At 68.5% G+C, this 17,266-nt stretch carries 15 protein-coding genes; 12 read left to right on the forward strand and 3 right to left on the reverse strand.

The features are described from left to right. Positions 1-2: 2 nt before the first annotated feature. The 3 genes from NFW30_RS13715 to NFW30_RS13725 are packed head-to-tail and all read right to left on the reverse strand — an operon-like array spanning position 3 to position 4,670. Positions 3-605, reverse strand: coding sequence for a YitT family protein (locus NFW30_RS13715; RefSeq protein WP_295356278.1), 603 nt, complete (start codon positions 603-605; stop codon positions 3-5). Between the two features lie 29 nt (positions 606-634). Continuing rightward, positions 635-1,765 carry an MBL fold metallo-hydrolase gene (locus NFW30_RS13720; protein ID WP_295356280.1) on the reverse strand — a complete coding sequence of 377 codons (1,131 nt, stop codon included), beginning with the start codon at positions 1,763-1,765 and terminating at the stop codon, positions 635-637. Between the two features lie 34 nt (positions 1,766-1,799). After that, complete coding sequence (locus NFW30_RS13725; RefSeq protein ID WP_295356281.1) at positions 1,800-4,670, reverse strand: hypothetical protein; 2,871 nt, start codon at positions 4,668-4,670, stop codon at positions 1,800-1,802. A gap of 175 nt (positions 4,671-4,845) precedes the next feature. Here NFW30_RS13725 and NFW30_RS13730 point away from each other — a divergent pair, with 175 nt between their 5' ends. From NFW30_RS13730 to NFW30_RS13780, 12 genes are all read left to right on the forward strand, one after another. Beyond that, complete coding sequence (locus NFW30_RS13730; RefSeq protein WP_295356283.1) at positions 4,846-5,469, forward strand: lysylphosphatidylglycerol synthase transmembrane domain-containing protein; 624 nt, start codon at positions 4,846-4,848, stop codon at positions 5,467-5,469. A 260-nt stretch (positions 5,470-5,729) separates the two neighbouring features. Next, on the forward strand, positions 5,730-6,428 hold the full coding sequence (locus NFW30_RS13735) for a GntR family transcriptional regulator (RefSeq protein WP_295356284.1): 699 nt from the start codon (positions 5,730-5,732) through the stop codon (positions 6,426-6,428). Beyond that, complete coding sequence (locus tag NFW30_RS13740; RefSeq protein ID WP_295356287.1) at positions 6,425-7,522, forward strand: branched-chain amino acid ABC transporter substrate-binding protein; 1,098 nt, start codon at positions 6,425-6,427, stop codon at positions 7,520-7,522. Before NFW30_RS13735 ends, NFW30_RS13740 begins: the two co-directional genes overlap by 4 nt. Before the next feature lie 204 nt (positions 7,523-7,726). After that, on the forward strand, positions 7,727-10,882 hold the full coding sequence (gene putA, locus NFW30_RS13745; protein ID WP_295356289.1) for a bifunctional proline dehydrogenase/L-glutamate gamma-semialdehyde dehydrogenase PutA: 3,156 nt from the start codon (positions 7,727-7,729) through the stop codon (positions 10,880-10,882). Positions 10,883-10,966: 84 nt separating this feature from the next. Beyond that, the gene (locus NFW30_RS13750; RefSeq protein WP_295356290.1) at positions 10,967-11,191 is read left to right on the forward strand and encodes an addiction module protein; all 225 of its coding nucleotides are present in this window, start codon (positions 10,967-10,969) and stop codon (positions 11,189-11,191) included. A 118-nt stretch (positions 11,192-11,309) separates the two neighbouring features. After that, on the forward strand, positions 11,310-11,522 hold the full coding sequence (locus NFW30_RS20095) for a winged helix-turn-helix domain-containing protein (protein WP_363322110.1): 213 nt from the start codon (positions 11,310-11,312) through the stop codon (positions 11,520-11,522). Beyond that, entirely contained in the window at positions 11,523-12,215 is a 693-nt protein-coding gene (locus tag NFW30_RS13755) for a restriction endonuclease (RefSeq protein ID WP_295356292.1), read from the forward strand. A 336-nt stretch (positions 12,216-12,551) separates the two neighbouring features. Next, the gene (locus NFW30_RS13760; protein WP_295356294.1) at positions 12,552-13,466 is read left to right on the forward strand and encodes a branched-chain amino acid ABC transporter permease LivH; all 915 of its coding nucleotides are present in this window, start codon (positions 12,552-12,554) and stop codon (positions 13,464-13,466) included. After that, positions 13,466-14,770 carry a high-affinity branched-chain amino acid ABC transporter permease LivM gene (livM, locus tag NFW30_RS13765; protein ID WP_295356295.1) on the forward strand — a complete coding sequence of 435 codons (1,305 nt, stop codon included), beginning with the start codon at positions 13,466-13,468 and terminating at the stop codon, positions 14,768-14,770. Before NFW30_RS13760 ends, livM begins: the two co-directional genes overlap by 1 nt. After that, positions 14,767-15,606: an ATP-binding cassette domain-containing protein gene (locus tag NFW30_RS13770; protein WP_295356297.1), complete on the forward strand. Its 840-nt coding sequence runs from the start codon at positions 14,767-14,769 to the stop codon at positions 15,604-15,606. The genes livM and NFW30_RS13770 overlap by 4 nt, the downstream gene beginning before the upstream one ends. Beyond that, positions 15,606-16,331 carry an ABC transporter ATP-binding protein gene (locus NFW30_RS13775; RefSeq protein ID WP_295356321.1) on the forward strand — a complete coding sequence of 242 codons (726 nt, stop codon included), beginning with the start codon at positions 15,606-15,608 and terminating at the stop codon, positions 16,329-16,331. The genes NFW30_RS13770 and NFW30_RS13775 overlap by 1 nt, the downstream gene beginning before the upstream one ends. Continuing rightward, on the forward strand, positions 16,288-17,229 hold the full coding sequence (locus NFW30_RS13780) for a DMT family transporter (RefSeq protein ID WP_295356299.1): 942 nt from the start codon (positions 16,288-16,290) through the stop codon (positions 17,227-17,229). The genes NFW30_RS13775 and NFW30_RS13780 overlap by 44 nt, the downstream gene beginning before the upstream one ends. Positions 17,230-17,266 lie beyond the last annotated feature (37 nt).

The following is a 17,266-nucleotide window of genomic DNA, read 5'->3' on the forward strand; positions in this document are numbered from 1 at the left end:
GCTCAGGCAGCCATGTATCGCCCCGGTCGATGGTTGATCGCCAGCGTCAGGTTCAGCGTCGCCGCGCCAAGCAACGAGACGAGGATTCGCTCGAGCGGCAGCATGGCCAATGAAGCAGCGATGATCGCCAGATCGATCGCCAGCTGGAGGTAGCCCGCACGCCAGCCGAAACGCTCCTGCAACCAGTGCACGACGATGTTCAGCCCACCGAGGCTGGCCTGGTGACGGAAAAGGATGATCATCGCCATGCCGGCCAGCAGTCCGCCCATGACCGCGGCGTAGAGCGGGTCGACGCCGGCGAAGCTGACGCAGCGCGGCAGCAGGTCGGTGGCCAGCGACAGCAGGGTGATCGCGCACAGCGTCTTGACGGCAAAGGCGTGGCCGACCCGGAACCAGGCGAGCGCCATGAACGGCAGGTTGATCGCCAGGAACAGGGTGCCCAGACTGATGCCGCTGGCGTAGTGGGCGAGAAAGGCGAGTCCGACCGTGCCGCCGGTGATCAGCCCGGCCTGCTTGAGCAGGCCGAGGCCGAGCGACCCGACGAGGGCTGCCGCCGCCAGCGCCTGGACGTCCTCGAGCAGGCTGTGGCGCGGCGCAGTTTTCATCGGCGGCAGCGGCGCCGGCGGCTGGCGGCTCAACGAGGACGTCGCCGCGACAGGTCGAGCCCGATGCCGCCGGCATCGCTGGCGGGGTAGCTGGCAGCGTAGCGGTAGCGGCGCTGCAGGGCGCTCGACGACCACATCTCGTTGAACTCGCTGCGGTAGTTGAAGTGCAGGCGGACGTCGCCGCCGCCGTCACGCAGCACGCGTGCGATCGCCTCGCCATCGGGATGGCGGAACTGCTTGCCGTTGCTCGACACCAGCCAGTCGCGACAGTGCAGGGCGCGCACCAGTTCGCTGCTGGTGTTGCCACGGCTGCCATGATGCGACAGCTTGCAGGCGTCGACGGCCAGGCGGCCACCGCCGTTGCCGGGCAGCCGCGCCAGCGAAGCGAGCAGCACTTCGGCGAAGGCATCGCCGGTGAGCAGTGCGCGGCGCCCGGCGTACTCGGCCAGCAGGGCGATGCTCGAGCCGTTCGGACGTGCGCGATCGGCCCTGTAGGGCCGCGCCGCGAGTTCCTCCGGATCCGGGTCGCCGAGCAGATCGTCCGCCTCCGGCGTGGCATCGTCCTCATCGAGACGACCGGCGTCGTCGGCAGTGGCGACGCCGGGGACGATTCCCGCCTTGCGACACGCCGCCTCCCAGGCCGGCCGGAGCGCGTCGAGCTGCTCCTGGTACGGCGACAGCAGGGTCAGCCGCATGCCGCCCGGCAGGGTCAGCTGCGGCAGCGGTCCGCTTTTCGGCACCAGCAGCGCGCCACCATGCACGACGGCATTCCAGCGCTGGCGACCGTGGGCGACGATCAGGTCGCTCAACTCCTCGCCCTGCAGCGGCCCGAGCGTGTCGTCTGCGGCAGCCGGGACGACGCCGCCCGGGCTGAGGTGCATGTAGCCGTTGAACCAGATCTCGCCGAAGCTGACGCCGAGGCGGGCACTCTCGCGCAGGAGGGCGAGCGTGCCGCCGATGTGGTCGTTGTCGACGTGCGTCACCAGCAGCAGCTCGAAGTGGCGCTGGCCCTCCGGCAGCGCCAGGATGCGCTCGCGGATGCGCGGGTAGACCGCCGCCGTGCCACAGTCGATCAACAGGCGATTGATCCGCCGCCCTTGACCGTACTCGAGCCAGATCGCGTCGCCGTACTCGGCCGGCAACAGTTCGATGCGATACATGTCGTCACTCCTCGTCGGCGCTCGTGGCGCCGCTTCACAACCGCCAGCCGACGTCGCCATAGGCGGTCAGGCTCAGGGCGAAGCCGTCACCACCGGCAAGCAGGCGCCGCCGCGTGGCGAGAAAGACCTCGCCGAAACTCTCATCGCCGCCAGCCGCCGCCTGCAGCGCCGCCAGCAATTCGGCGACGAAGGTGACGGCGCGCCGGCCGCGGATCGTCGCCAGCGTGCCGATCACCAGGGCGGCGCGCTCGCGCTTGAACGCCTCGACGAAGTTGAGGAAAGGCACCTCGCTGAGTTGCGTGCTGCAGCCGAGCAACAGCACCACCGGCGCCGCCGCGGCCGGCCCGGCAACGTACGAGCTCTCGAGTTCGGGACGGGTCAGCAGCACACCGCCGATCTCCAGCCCGCTGATCCCGGGATGCGCCGGGTCCTCCTGCGAATGCGGCAGCAGCAGGAGCAGCGACGGCGAATCCGCGGCGATCGCCCGCTCCCATTCGGCCCAGTCGCGCACCGTCCGCGCGCTCTTCGCGGACTGGCGGACGGCGTCGAGGAGGCCGCCGGGGTCGCCGAGATCCTGCGCCCGCACCCGCTTGCTGGCGCCGACGAGCACCGAACGCAGGACATCGAGGCGATCGCCACCAGGCCGCGGCAGGCTGATCGTGTAGTCCGCTGCGCTCGTCGCCGCCATTTCCGGCTGCCGCTCGATGACGCAGCTAAGCCCCCAGAAACGCAACGGACAGTGGACGCTGCGATCGTCGCGGTGCGCACACTGCTCATGGCTGCCCTCGCCGAGCAGCGCCGCGCGTGCGTTCGGACAGAGGGTCGCGCCGGCCTGTGGCAGCGGTGCGGCGTAGAGAATCTCGACCGGCAGCCAGGCACCGGCACGCGCCTCGACGATCTGGATGCGCGCCCCCTCGGGCACCCGGCCCTGCAATGGCGCCGGCATCGCCTTCAGGAGCGAACGCCCGTAACGCGCGAGTGCGTCGAAGAGCTGCAGCAAAGCCGGATCGTCGAGCGAGCCGCGCGCGGCCGTGAAGCTCGCCTCGGCGGAAAGCAGCGCCTTGACCTCGTCGACCAGCCGGTCGATGCCGAGCGGCTCGCGGAAGCTGACCTCGCTGCCGACGACGGTGGTGAAGCCCGCCTGGCCACTCGCCGCGTGATTGACGACGATGGCGGCATCGAATGGCGGCGCCGCCGGTGACGGGTCGAAGGACGCCGCCACCCGGTTCTCGACGGTCAACGCCAGTCGTCCGTCGGTTCCGGCGAGCGGCGAGGAAAGGATCAGCGTCTGCAGGATCCGTGTCTCATGGACGATCAGGATGCGAGCCCGGTACTCGTCACGCACCCCATGCGTGCGGAAGCTCAGGCGACAGGCCTGGCTGTCGCCCTCCGCCGGCAGGAACAGGCGCCCCTGCTGCGGCGTGTGCAGGCGGCCGCTGGCGCCGCGTACCAGCGGAACGAAGAAGAGGTCGAGCCAGTGACCGGCGTCCGATGGTGGCAGACGGCCACTCGGAAAGACCTCCGGGGCGCTGAGCACCTGCGCCCGCGGCAGCCCGATGTCGAGATCGATGACGTAGGCCCGGTCAACCGCCAGGCGATCCTCGACGCGCAGCGGCCGGGCCGCGTCGCTGACGTCGATGACACAGCCGTTGAGCCGCCGCTGCTCGCCGACCCCGCTCGCGGCATCGCCGGCGCCGTCGCGGGCCGCCGCCTGCGCCGTCAGTTGTTCCCCGCGCGATCCGCCGAGTCGACCCGCGAGCGCACTGCGCAGGCGAGCCAGTTCGCTGGCTTCACCGGCATCGTCCGCCCACGAGGTGCGTGCCGTACTGGCGGCCAGCGACCGTGCCAGCGCCGCCACCTCGTCGCCGAGCGGCCCGCCGCTGCCGTCCGCCGGCGACCGTGCGCTGGCTCCGCCGACCGGTGACCGGGCTGACGACAGCAGCCGATCGACCTGCTGCGCCAGCCGCTGCGCCACCGCCGACAGGCGAGCTTCGCTTGCCAGCCGGCGCGAGGCGATGAGCAGCGCCGGTTCGCCGCCGGCCTCATCCTGCGCCGCCGGCAGCGCCCGCTGCAGCGCAACGTCGAACGGCAGATCGCGGGCGAGGTGCGCCAGCAGCGATTCGATGGACTCGCCCTGCCGCTCGCGCTCGACCGCGGCAACGCCGACGCCACCCGCCGACACCTCGGCGCACAGGGCAGCGGCGAGCGGCAGGATGCGCTCGCCAACGGTGCCGGCGCCACCGAGCACCAGCACGCTGGCGGCGCGCAATCGTCGCGTCGACTGTAGCACCCGCGCCAGGCCGCGCCGCAGATCCTCCGGCAGCAACAGCAACTGGCAATCCTCGCCGGGCGCGACGATGCGCAGCAGCTCGGGCCAACGGCTGGCCGCCAGCGCGGCCGCCAGATCCGCGGCGCGCGTGTCGCCGACGATGGCGATGCGCAGCGGCCAGTCCCAGCAGATCGCTCGCTGCGGCCCGTCGAGACGCAGGTAGGCCGAACTCGCGAGATCGCCGCCATTGCCGAGGAGCAGTCCGAACAGCCACGGCAGCTCCGGCATCATCGACCAGCGGTCGGCGCCGGATGGCGGCTCGATCTCGAGCCGCAGCAGCGGGCGCCCGCCATTGCCTGCTGCCGGCCGGGACTCGCTGAAGCCCTGCCAGGCAGCGACGAATTCCTCTGCCGGCGGCAGAGCGAGGCCACCGTCGGCGATCGCCGACAACACGGCAGCGAGACGCTCGAGCCGCAACACGGCGATTTCGCCAGCGGCGGCGCCCAGGCTGCGCGCGGCGGCGAGCGGGGGCGCATGCTCGCGCCCGACACCGAGCAGGGCCGCGGCGGCGACGGCACGGGCGAACGACTCCTGCGGCAGAGCGGCACCCCAGGCCCCGAACAGCGATCGGCTCATCGTTCCCTCCCTGCCAGACCTTCGTCATCGCCATGCGGCCGCCAGGGCACCGGCAGCCGCGCTCCCGCCTGCCGCCGGCCCTGGACTGCGCTGTCACCCGGCGGCGGCACGCGGCAGGCCAGATTATGCGGCAAATCGACGATCGTGCGCGCCGGCCACCACCGCCGGCAGCCAGATGTGGCAACGCCAGAAACGAGAAATAGTCCCTGTCGGAGCGGACGCGCTCCCCTATACTCGCCGCGCTCCTCGAAGACCCGGAGCGGCTGTTCTGTTCCTCGCCGGGCTCCTCGCGCTGCCCCGCTGCCTGCGCTGGATCGACCGCCGTTGGACAGTGCCGACGACGGCCGATCGATCGCTGCCGGCCGCGCTCCTCGCCCGCCTGCAGGCGGTCATCGGCGTGCTGCGCGGCATCGGCGAGACCGACCTGCTGCTGGCGCTGCTCCTGTCGATCGCCTTCCAGTTGATCGACATCGTCGTCGTCCAGACCATCGGCCGCGGGCTCGCCATCGACCTCGGCCTGCCGACCCTGCTGGTGACGATGCCGCTGGTCTACCTGGCGACGGTGCTGCCCCTGTCACCGGGCGGTCTCGGTGTACGCGAGGGAACGATGGCGCTCGTCCTCGCCCAGTCCGGCGTCAGCTCCTCGGCCGCCGCCCTGGTGGCACTGACGGTCTTCCTCAATCGCGTCCTCGTCGGCGCCGTCGGCGGCCTCGCCCATCTCGCCGGCGGCAGCAGGCTGGCGGACGCCAGCGGCGGCGGCCAGCGCAATCCGCCTGCCGGCGGACGGCCGGGCGACTGAAGCGACGGCGGCTGCCGGCAACGGCAGCGAGCCATGCGGCGGCGCCGCGTCGTCGTGGGCAAGCGACCGGCGCCAGGCTCCTGCGCCCGCCTGCATCCCGGTCGTCGCAACCGCCCGGAGGACGCGGTCGCGCCATGCCGCTCGCGGCCGCCAGCCGCCAACGGCAACAAATGTTGCAGTGCAGCTTGCCAGACCCGAAATCCGCCTGTATGGTCACGCCTCGCCGTTTATATCGTATACGATATTCGGAGTTTAGCCCCTTGCCGACGCCTTCAGCCCTCGAGTTGGTCGCTGCGCAGAAAGTGCCTCGCCTGAGCGCGTCGGATCATGTCGCTCAGACGCTGAAAAAGGCGATCGTCGATGGCCTGCTGCCGGCCGGAGAACTGCTGCGGCAGGACGAGATCGCCGCCCACTTCCACGTCAGCAAGATTCCCGTTCGCGAAGCGCTGAAACACCTCGAGGCCAAGGGCCTCGTCACCTTCCTGCGCAACCGCGGCGTCGTCGTCGCCTCGCTCTCGGCGGCGGAGATCAACGAATACATGGAGATCCGCGCGCTGCTCGAGGCCCGCGCGGCACGCCTGGCGGCACCGCTGATCAGCCAGCCGACGATCGACGAGGCGCGCCAGCACCTGGAGGAATTCTCCCGCGCCGGTGACGGCCGCCGCTGGGGCGAGCTGAACTGGCTGTTCCACTCGACGCTCTATGCGGCAGCCGCGCGCCCGATCCTGCTCGGCGAGATCCGCTCGCTGTACAACCGGGTCGAGCGCTACGTGCGCGCCCTCCTTTCGGTCACCACCGAAATGCCGAAAACCAGGCAGGAACACGCCGAGATCCTCGACGCGTTCGCCCGCCGGGACCCCGACGCGGCGGCAGAACTCACTCGGGCGCACGTGCTCGATGCGGGTGCGTCACTCGTCACCTATCTCAACGACCACCGTAACCAAGGAGGAAACACATGAAGAAGCACATCCTGGCAGCCAGTCTCGGGCTGCTCTCACTCGCCGCCACCAGCGTCTACGCCGACATCGTGGTCGCCATTGCCGGCCCGATGACCGGCCAGTATGCCTCGGCCGGCGACCAGATCCGCAAGGGCGCGGAAATGGCGATCGCCGACATCAACGCCAAGGGCGGCGTCCTCGGCCAGAAGCTGAAACTCGAGGTCGGCGACGATGCCTGCGACCCGAAGCAGGCGGTCTCGGTGGCCAACACGATGGTCAACAAGAAGATCAGCTTCATGCATGGCCACTGGTGTTCGAGCTCGACGATCCCCGCTTCCGACGTCTACAACGAGGCGCAGATCCCGATGGCGACGGTCTCGACCAACCCGCAGGTGACCGAGCGCGGACTGAAGAACATCTTCCGCATCATGGGCCGCGATGACCAGCAGGGACTGGTCGCCGGCACCTTCCTCGCCGAGAACTTCAAGGGCCAGAAGATCGCCGTTGTCGACGACAAGAGCGCCTACGGCAAGGGCCTCGCCGACGAGATCGCCAAGGCGATGGAAGCCAAGGGCGTCAAGCCGGCACTGCGCGAGTCGATCACCGCCGGCGAGAAGGACTACTCGGGCCTGGTCAGCAAGCTCAAGGCGGCCGGCGTCAGCGTCATGGCGTTCGGTGGCTACCATACCGAAGTCGCCCTGATCCTGCGTCAGGCGCAGCAGGCGGGACTGAAGCTGACGGTCATGGGCGGCGACACGATGACCAATTCGGAACTCGTCACCGCTGCCGGCCCGGCTGCCGACAACGTCATCTTCACCTTCGCGCCCGACCCGCGCAAGAACCAGGCGGCTGCCGGCGTGGTGAAGAAGTTCCGTGACGCCAAGGTCGAGCCCGAGGGCTACGTGATGTATGCCTACGCCGCCATGCAGCTGTTCGCCGAAGCGGCCACCAAGGCCAAGAGCACCAGGTATGCCGACATGGAGAAGGCGCTGCGTGAAGGCAGTTTCGACACCGTCATCGGCAAGCTCAGCTTCGACGGCAAGGGCGACAACAAGCTGCCGGGCTTCATGGTCTACCAGTGGAAGGGCGGCCAGTACGACTACGTCAAGAAGTAAGACCTTGGACCGCCGCCGTGTCGCGCCCGGCCGGGCATCGCACGGCGGCGCCCGCATCGCCCCGCCGCTGCGCCGGCCGCGTCGCAAACAGACCGGCGGCGCGGGCCGCCGGTCAGCAGGCAACGGCGACCACCGGCGGCCGGCGGCACCATGGCCGATCCCGCGCGACGCCCGCTGGCGTCGGCAACCCGACTGGACAGCAGCATGAGCGAAGCCCACACCCCAGCCCGTACCCGACTCCTGCGCCAGCGGCTGCGCGAGTACCACCGCATCGATGAAGCGCGGGTCGTCGATGAACTCGTCGCGCTCGCCCGCTGCAGCAGCTCCGAGCAGCAGGGAATCCACGCCCGGGCGGCACCCTTGGTGCAGACGGTGCGCGACAGCCGTCTCAAGACCGGCGGCATCGACGCCTTCCTCGCCACCTACGACCTCTCTTCACGTGAGGGCGTCGTCCTCATGTGTCTCGCCGAGGCGTTGCTGCGCATCCCCGACGCGGCAACCGTCGATCGCCTGATCCGCGACAAGATCGGCAACACCGAGTGGGAAAAGCGACTCGGCGCCTCGCACAGTACTTTCGTCAACGCCGGCACCTGGGCGCTGATGCTTACCGGCCGCATCGTCAATCTCGACAACCAGGACCGCAATCTCGGCGGCACGCTGAAGCGGCTGGTCGCGCGCGCCGGCGAACCGGTGATCCGGCAGGCGGTGATCACCGCCATGCGCATCCTCGGCCGCCAGTTCGTCATGGGGCGCAACATCCACGAAGCGATCGAACGGGCGCGCGCTGCCGAGAAGGCCGGCTACCGCCATTCCTACGACATGCTTGGCGAGGCGGCGCGCAGCAGCGCCGACGCGCTGCGCTACTTCGAATCCTACAGCGACGCGATCGCCGCCATCGGCGACGCCGCCGCCGGCCGGCCGGCCTTCGAGGCGCCGTCGATCTCGATCAAGCTGTCGGCACTGCACCCGCGCTACGAGGTCGCCAACGAGCGGCGCGTACGCCACGAGTTGCTGCCGGCGGTCAAGGAACTCGCCGTGCGCGCCAGGGCACGCAACATCGGCTTCACGATCGACGCCGAGGAAGCCGATCGCCTCGAGATCTCGCTCGACCTCATCGAGGCGCTGGCGCTGGACTCCGAACTCGCCGGCTGGAACGGCCTCGGGCTCGCCGTCCAGGCGTACCAGAAACGCGCCCTGCCGCTGCTCGACTGGCTGGCCGACCTCGCCCATCGCGGCAGCCGGCGGCTGATGGTGCGCCTGTGCAAGGGCGCCTACTGGGACGCCGAGATCAAGCTGGCGCAGGAGCGCGGGCTCGTCGACTATCCCGTGTTCACCCGCAAGGTGTCGAGCGACCTCTCCTACCTCGCCTGTGCGCGCCGCCTGTTTGCCGATCCGCAGGCCTTCTACCCGGCTTTCGCGACGCACAACGCGCACACGCTGGCGGCCGTCGCCGAACTGGCGATCAGCGCCGGCGGCAGCGACGAATGGGAGTATCAGCGGCTGCACGGCATGGGCGAGGAACTGTACGACCAGATCGTCGGTGAGGACCGATGGGGGCGCGCCTGCCGCGTCTACGCGCCGGTCGGCAGCCATGAGGACCTGCTCGCCTACCTGGTTCGCCGCCTGCTCGAGAACGGCGCCAACTCATCGTTCGTCAATCGCATCGCCGACGCCGATCTGCCGATCGACACGCTGCTCGCCGACCCGGTCGACAAGGCCGCCGCACTGACGGACAAGCGGCAGACACGGATTCCCCTGCCGCGCCACCTCTTCGGTGCCGAGCGCGCCAACAGCGAAGGACTGGACATGAACGACAAGACGACCCTCGAGGACCTGCGGCACGCGATCGAACACAGCACGCGCGTCAGCTACGTCGCCGCGCCGCTGATCGACGGCCGGGCGCGTGCCGGCGCCAGCCGAGCCGTGCGCTCGCCGAGCGACCAGCGCGACATCGTCGGCCTGGTGATCGAGGCCGGCGAGGACGACGCCCGCCAGGCGCTGACGACGGCGCAGCAGGCCTTTCCGGAGTGGGAAGCGAAGCCGGCCGGCGAACGCGCAGCGGCACTGATGCGCGCCGCCGACCTGATGCAGGGACGCCTGCCGGAACTCGTCGCGCTGATTGTCCGCGAAGGCGGCCGGACGCAGGCCGACGCCGTCTCCGAGGTGCGCGAGGCGATCGACTTCTGCCGCTACTACGCCGCGCAGGCGAAGGAAAGGTTCTCCGCGCCGATCCTGCTGCCGGGCCCGACCGGCGAACGCAACAGCCTCTCGCTGCACGGCCGCGGCGTCTTCGTCTGCATCAGCCCGTGGAACTTCCCGCTCGCGATCTTCGTCGGCCAGGTCGCCGCGGCTCTGGCCGCCGGCAACTGCGTCGTCGCCAAGCCGGCGGAGCAGACGCCGCTGGTGGCGGCGCTGGCGGTCGAGCTGCTGCACAGTGCCGGCATCCCGCCGGCGGCGCTTGCCTTCCTGCCCGGCGACGGGCGCATCGGCGCAGCGCTGGTCGGTGGCCGCGAGTGCGCCGGCGTCGCCTTCACCGGCTCGACCGAGGTGGCGCGCCTGATCGCCCGCACGCTCGCCGCCAGCGAGGGACCCTTGCTGCCGCTGATCGCCGAAACGGGCGGGCAGAACGCGCTGATCGCCGATTCCTCGGCGCTGCCGGAACAGGTCGTGCGCGATGTCGTCGCCTCGGCCTTCAACTCCGCCGGCCAGCGCTGCTCGGCGCTGCGCGTGCTGTTCATCCAGGCCGACATCGCCGACCGCGTCTGCGAATTGCTCGCCGGCGCCATGCAGGAACTGCGCATCGGCAACCCGGCCGACCTCGAAACCGACGTCGGGCCGGTGATCGACGAAGCGGCACGACAGGTGCTGCAGGCGCACGCGCGCTGGCTCGACAGCTTCGCGCAGCCGATCCACACCTGCAGCGTCGACGAGGAAGCGACGCGGCACGGCACCTTCTTCGCCCCGCGCGCCTACGAGATCGACAGCCTCGGCCGCCTCGAGCGCGAGGTCTTCGGGCCGATCCTGCACGTCATCCGCTGGCGCGCCGAGGACCTCGACGCCGTCTGCGCCGCCATCGCCGGGACCGGCTACGGCCTGACGCTGGGCATCCACAGCCGCATCGACGAGACCATCCAGCGCATCACCAGCCGCCTGCACGTCGGCAACACCTACGTCAACCGGAACATCATCGGCGCCGTCGTCGGCGTGCAACCCTTCGGCGGCGAGGGCCTGTCGGGAACCGGGCCGAAGGCCGGCGGCCCGCACTATCTCTACCGCTTCGCCTGCGAGCGCACGCTGAGCGTCGATACCACGGCCGCCGGCGGCAATGCCGGGCTGATGGCGCTCGACGAGGGAGAGTGAAGCACCAGCCGCGCTGGCAGGTTGCCCGCCCGCGTTCCCTTGTGGCACTCTGCAGCCATCTGATCACTCCATCGGGAGAAAGCCATGTCCGCCACCGTTGAGGAACTCGAGGCCGAAGTGCTGCGTCTGCCTGCTGTCCTACGCGCTCGCCTGGTGGAAAAGCTGATCGCCAGTCTTGACGTTGAGCCAGACGTTGAAAACGCCTGGGCTGAAGAAGTTGAAAAACGCGAGGGAGAGATTGAGAATGGAACGGTGACGCTGCTCCCAGGCGCTGAAGCGCTTTCCCGCTTGCGCGCCGAAATTCAGTGACTTCTTGGCTTCACCCGGAGGCGGAATCCGGGAGCAAAGCCGGCTTTCCATCGCAGAGTTGAACAACATCATGACCCCACAGACGACAGACAAGAGACAAGCGGAGTTTGTACAGTGGATGCCGTACATACTCGACGCACTGCGGGAATTGAACGGATCGGCTACGCCGAGAGAGGTTTACAACTCGGTCGCCCGGCTTGCGCATGTTCCAGATGAAAAGCGATTTGCCAAACTCGGGAGTGGCAGTTTGCGGTTCCCGAATCAGGTCGCCTGGGCTCGTCAATATCTTGTTTGGGAAGGGCTACTGTCGTCACCAAAACACGGAATCTAGATGCTCACACCATCCAGCCAGTCACTCCACCTCACCTACGATCAAGCACGCGAAATAGCCAGAAAGTGGGGATCCATTCGTGCCGACAAACGGGCAGAAGCGCCGAAACCTCTGCCAGAATCTGTCGACGATCAGCCGTCTGTAACAAGTCCGCCGAACGGATATGCTGAAGAGTTACTCGTCCAACTCCAAGCGCTCTCATCCGAATCATTCGAGAAGTTTTGTGCCGATCTCCTCAAGCATCTCGGTCTAGAAAGAGTCAGAGTCACTGGGGGTACCGGTGACAACGGCATCGACGGCGAAGGATACCTTCCCTTGGGACCAATCGTCACAGCCAAAGTTGCCTTTCAATGCAAACGTTACTCCGGTCCGGTCTCTTCAGGAGAAGTGCAGGGTTTTCAGGGTGCTGTTGGCGATGCCGAGAAAGGAATCTTTTTCACCACAGGCTACTTCACTGACAATGCTCGGGATGCTGCCCGCCGTCCGGGTTGCAAACCCATCGAATTGATCGACGGCGATCGCTTGATCGAGCTGCTCGAAAAGTATGAGTTCGGTTTATTGCCAGCAAGGACCTACCAGATCGATTACAACCTGATGTCGAATTATGAAAAGGACCCAAAGAAGGCAGTCCACCTTCCGCTCGGCAATGACATCCAACGAACGCCTCGCAAACGACGGACATCTCCGTCGTGACATCTTGTTTCTACGGTCAGCATTGGCTACTCACTCCCAGTTCAAGACCGTAGGCTTGTTAGCGGAAGTCGTTCTTGCGCCAGCTGGTAAGAGGGATCCATGGTTATTGCGTGAATTTTGAAGAGCGTTAGCGCACTGAAAGCAGTTATCGATAAGAAATGGGCATTCGTGAGCAAGAAGCGTTTGGTGCTGTACCGCACTGGGGCAGTTGCAGCTATCCCGAAAGGCGAAGTACTCCTGAGAATCCGGAATAGATTTGCAAGATGCCCGAGTTACCGCTAGCCCAGTGAAGCCGCGTCACCTGCGGTCACGTCGCATGCAACAAGGAGAAGGATCATGGCTCTGGCCTTGCAACAACTGATCAACGGCCTCACCCTGGGCGCCGTCTATGGCCTGATCGCCATCGGCTACACGATGGTCTACGGCATCATCGGCATGATCAACTTCGCGCATGGCGACATCTACATGGTCAGCGCCTTCATCGCGGTGACCGCGTTCACGCTGCTCGCCGGCTTCGGCATCAGCTCGATCCCGCTCGCGCTGCTCCTCGTTCTCCTGGTCGCCGTCCTGTTCACCTCGGTCTACGGGTGGACCGTCGAGCGCATCGCCTACCGCCCGCTGCGCGGCTCGACGCGGCTCGCGCCATTGATCTCGGCGATCGGCATGTCGATCTTCCTGCAGAACATGGTGCAACTGACGCAGGGCGCGCGCGTCAAGCCGATCTCGCCGGTCCTCGTCGGTGGCATCGACCTGCTGACGATCGACGGCTTCACCGTCCGCCTCGCCTATACGCAGATCCTGATCGTCATCGTCACCATTGCGCTGATGGCCGCCTTCACCTGGCTGATCGGCAGCACCTCGTTCGGCCGCCAGCAGCGATCGTGCGAGCAGGACCGAACGATGACCGCGCTGCTCGGCATCAACGTCGACCGCACCATCTCGCTCACCTTCATGCTCGGTGCGGCGCTGGCCGCCGTCGCCGGCGTCATGGTGACGGTGTATTACGGCGTCGTCGATTTCTTCATCGGCTTCGTCGCCGGCATCAAGGCCTTCACCGCCGCCGTCCTCGGCGGCATCGGCTCGCTGCCGGGCGCCATGCTCGGCGGCCTGCTGATCGGCCTCATCGAGGCCTTCTGGGCCGCCTACCTGTCGGCCGAGTACAAGGACGTGGCGACCTTCAGCATCCTCATCCTGGTCCTCATGTTCCGCCCCTCCGGCCTGCTCGGCCGGCCTGAAGTGGAGAAGGTCTGATGAACACGCTGGTCATTGCCCGCCAGCCGACGTCGCCGGCGGAACGCCTCAGGGACGCCGCCGCCACCGCCCTGATCGCCCTGCTGCTCGGCATCCCGATGATCGGCCTGACCACCGTCGACCAGGGCGGCGTGCTGCGTGTCGCCAGCCGCTGGCCGGCCCTGCTCGCCTTCGTCGCCGCCTGCTTCGCCGGCCGCCTGTTGCTGCGTTACGCCAGCGACCTCCTGCGCGCGCGCCGGCTGGCGCGCGAAACGGCAGCCGAGGCGACCACCGGTGCGCGCCCGGCGGCGGGCGGTGCGCTGCTCACCGGGATCGGCTGGGCCGCGCTCGCCGTCGCACTGCTGCTGCCGATCGTCTTCTCCGACAACCGCTACGTCGTCGACACGGCGACGACGGTGCTGATCTACGTCATGCTCGGCTGGGGCCTGAACGTCGTCGTCGGCCTCGCCGGACTGCTCGACCTCGGCTACGTCGCCTTCTACGCCGTCGGCGCCTACACCTACGGTCTGTTGTCGACGCAGCTCGGCTGGGGCTTCTGGCAGGCGCTGCCGGTCGCCGGGGCGATGGCGGCGGCCTTCGGCATCATCCTGGGCTGGCCGACGCTGCGCCTGCGCGGCGACTACCTGGCGATCGTCACCCTCGGCTTCGGCGAGATCATCCGCGTCATCCTGGTCAACTGGACCGAGATGTCCGGCGGTCCGAACGGCATCACCTCGATCCCCCGGCCGTCGTTCTTCGGGCTGCCGTTCAAGCCGCCCGGCGACGCGCCGACCTTCGCCTCGTTCTTCGGCCTCGACTACTCGCCGAACCAGCGCCTGATCTTCCTCTACTACCTGATCCTCGGCCTCGCGCTGCTCACCAACCTCTTCGTCTCGCGCATGCGCAGGCTGCCGGCCGGCCGCGCCTGGGAAGCGATGCGCGAGGACGAGATCGCCTGCAAGGCGATGGGCATCAATGCGCGCAACGTCAAGCTCTCGGCCTTCGCCATCGGCGCCATGCTTGGCGGCTTCGCCGGCGTCTTCTTCGCCGCCCGGCAGGGCTTCATCTCGCCGGAATCCTTCACCTTCAACGAATCGGCGATCATCCTCGCCATCGTCGTCCTCGGCGGCATGGGCAGCCAGCTCGGCGTCGTCCTCGCCTCGCTGGTGCTGGTGCTGCTGCCGGAACTCGGGCGCGACTTCGCCGAGTACCGCATGCTGCTCTTCGGCGCGGCGATGATCCTGATCATGATCTGGAAGCCGGGCGGCATCCTCGCGCACCGCGAGCCGACGCTGCGCCATCGCCGGCCGGGAGACGGGCGATGACGCCGGCGACCACTCCGCTGCTCAGCGTCGAACGGCTGACGATGCGCTTCGGCGGCCTGCTGGCGATCGACGACCTGTCGCTCGACGTCGGCGCGCGCCAGATCACCGGCGTCATCGGCCCCAACGGCGCCGGCAAGACGACCTTCTTCAACTGCCTGACCGGTTTCTACAAGCCGACGACCGGCAGCATCCGCCTCAACCATCCGCGGCGCGGCAGCATGCGCCTCGAGCAACTGGCGAGCCACGAGGTGGCGCGCAAGGCGCAGGTCGTCCGCACCTTCCAGAACATCCGCCTGTTTCCACAGATGACGGTGCTCGAGAACCTGATCGTCGCCCAGCACAACATGCTACAGGGCGCCTCGCGCTTTTCGCTCGCCGGCCTCCTCGGCCTGCCCGGCTACCGCCGTGCCGAGCAGGCGGCGATCGACCGGGCGGTCGGCTGGCTGACACGGCTGCAGCTGATCGACCAGGCCGACACCGCTGCCGGCGGCCTGCCCTACGGCATGCAGCGCCGCATCGAGATCGCCCGCGCGCTCTGCGTCGAGCCGCTGCTGCTCTGCCTCGACGAGCCGGCCGCCGGCCTCAACCCGCGCGAGTCGGCCGAGCTCAACGTCCTCCTGAAGCACCTGGCGAGCGACGAGGGCATCGCCATCCTGCTCATCGAGCACGACATGAGCGTCGTCATGAATGTCTCCGACCACATCTGCGTCCTCAACTACGGCCGCAAGATCGCCGAGGGAACGCCGGCGGAAGTGCAGCGCGACCCGAACGTGATCAAGGCCTACCTCGGTGAGGAAGATGCCGACGAGGAACTTGCCGCGGGGGTACGCCCATGATGCTCGAACTGGCGGGCGTACACGCCCACTACGGCGCCATCCATGCGCTGCACGGCGTCGACCTGTCGGTGCAGGTCGGCGAGGTGGTGACGCTGATCGGCGCCAACGGCGCCGGCAAGTCGACGCTGATGATGAGCATCTTCGGCCAGCCGCGCGCCTCCGGTGGGCGCATCGTCTTCGACGGTGAGGACATCACGCGCCTCGCCACGCACGACATCGCCCGCCGCGGCATCGCGCTGGTCCCCGAAGGGCGGCGCATCTTCCAGCGCATGACGGTGCTCGAGAACCTGCAGATGGGCGCCGTGCTCGGCGAGGAAGCGAACTTCGCCGTCGACCTGAAGCGCATGTACGCACTTTTCCCGATCCTCGAGGAACGCAGCCAGCAGCGCGCCGGCACCCTTTCCGGCGGCGAGCAGCAGATGCTGGCGATCGCCCGCGCGCTGATGTGCCGGCCGCAGTTGCTGCTGCTCGACGAGCCCTCGCTCGGCCTGGCGCCGCTGTACATCAAGAAGATCTTCCAGATCGTCCGCGAACTCAATCGCGAGCACGGCATGACGATCCTCCTCGTCGAACAGAACGCCCACCACGCGCTGCGCGTCGCGCACCGCGGCTACGTCCTGCAGCACGGGCAGATCGTCCTCGCCGGCACGGGTCGCGAGCTGCTCGAGAATCCCGAGGTGCATGCCGCCTATCTCGAAGGAGGCCATGCCGCCCGGGCCACCTGAGCAGGCAGGCGCGCCGCCACGCTGGCTACCCTTCCTCGTCCTCGCCGTCGGCCTGCTGGCGATCTCCTTCGGCGCCATCCTGGCACGCTTCGCGCAGGCCGAGGGGCTGCCGTCGCTGGCCATCGCGACACTGCGGCTGGGCCTCGCGGCGCTGATCATCACGCCGCTCGCGCTCTGGCAATCGACGCGCACGCTGCGCGCGCTGGGCGCGCGGCAGGCGCTGCTCACCGCCGGCGCCGGCTTCTTTCTCGCGCTGCACTTCGCGACCTGGATCAGCTCACTGGAATACACCTCGGTGGCGAGCAGCACGGCGCTGGTGACGACCAACCTGCTGTGGATCGGCATCGCCTCGTTCCTGCTCTTCGGCGAGCGGCCGAGCCGGCTGATGGGCGTCGGCATCGCCATCTCGCTCAGCGGCAGCCTGCTGATCTTCTGGAGTGACAGCCGCGGCAGCGACGCCGGCAGCAACCCGCTGCTCGGCAACTTCCTCGCCGTCGCCGGCAGCTGGTGCTTTTCCGCCTATCTGCTGCTCGGCCGCCGGCTGCGCGCCAACCTGCCGCTGCCCGCCTACGTCTGGCTCGCCTACGGCAGCGCCGCGCTCTTCCTCGTCCTCGCCTGCCTGGGCAGCGGCACCCCGCTTGCGGGCTACAGCTCGGCTGCCTATCTGGTCGCCGTCGGCATGGCGGTCGGCCCGCAACTGCTCGGCCACAGCTCGTACAACTGGTCGCTGAAGCACGTCTCGCCGACCTTCATCGCCGTCGTCACCCTCGGTGAGCCGGTCGGCAGCGCACTCCTCGCCTGGCTCTTCTTCGGCGAATCGTTCGCCTTCGCGCAGGGGGTCGGCTTCGTCCTCCTGCTCGTCGGCATCTACCTCGCGGCGCGCGGCGAAGGGCGCTGATGCGGGCACCCGTTGGCGTAACGCCTCCCGCAGCGCG

Source organism: Accumulibacter sp. (genome assembly GCF_023806635.1).
Lineage (GTDB): Bacteria > Pseudomonadota > Gammaproteobacteria > Burkholderiales > Rhodocyclaceae > Accumulibacter.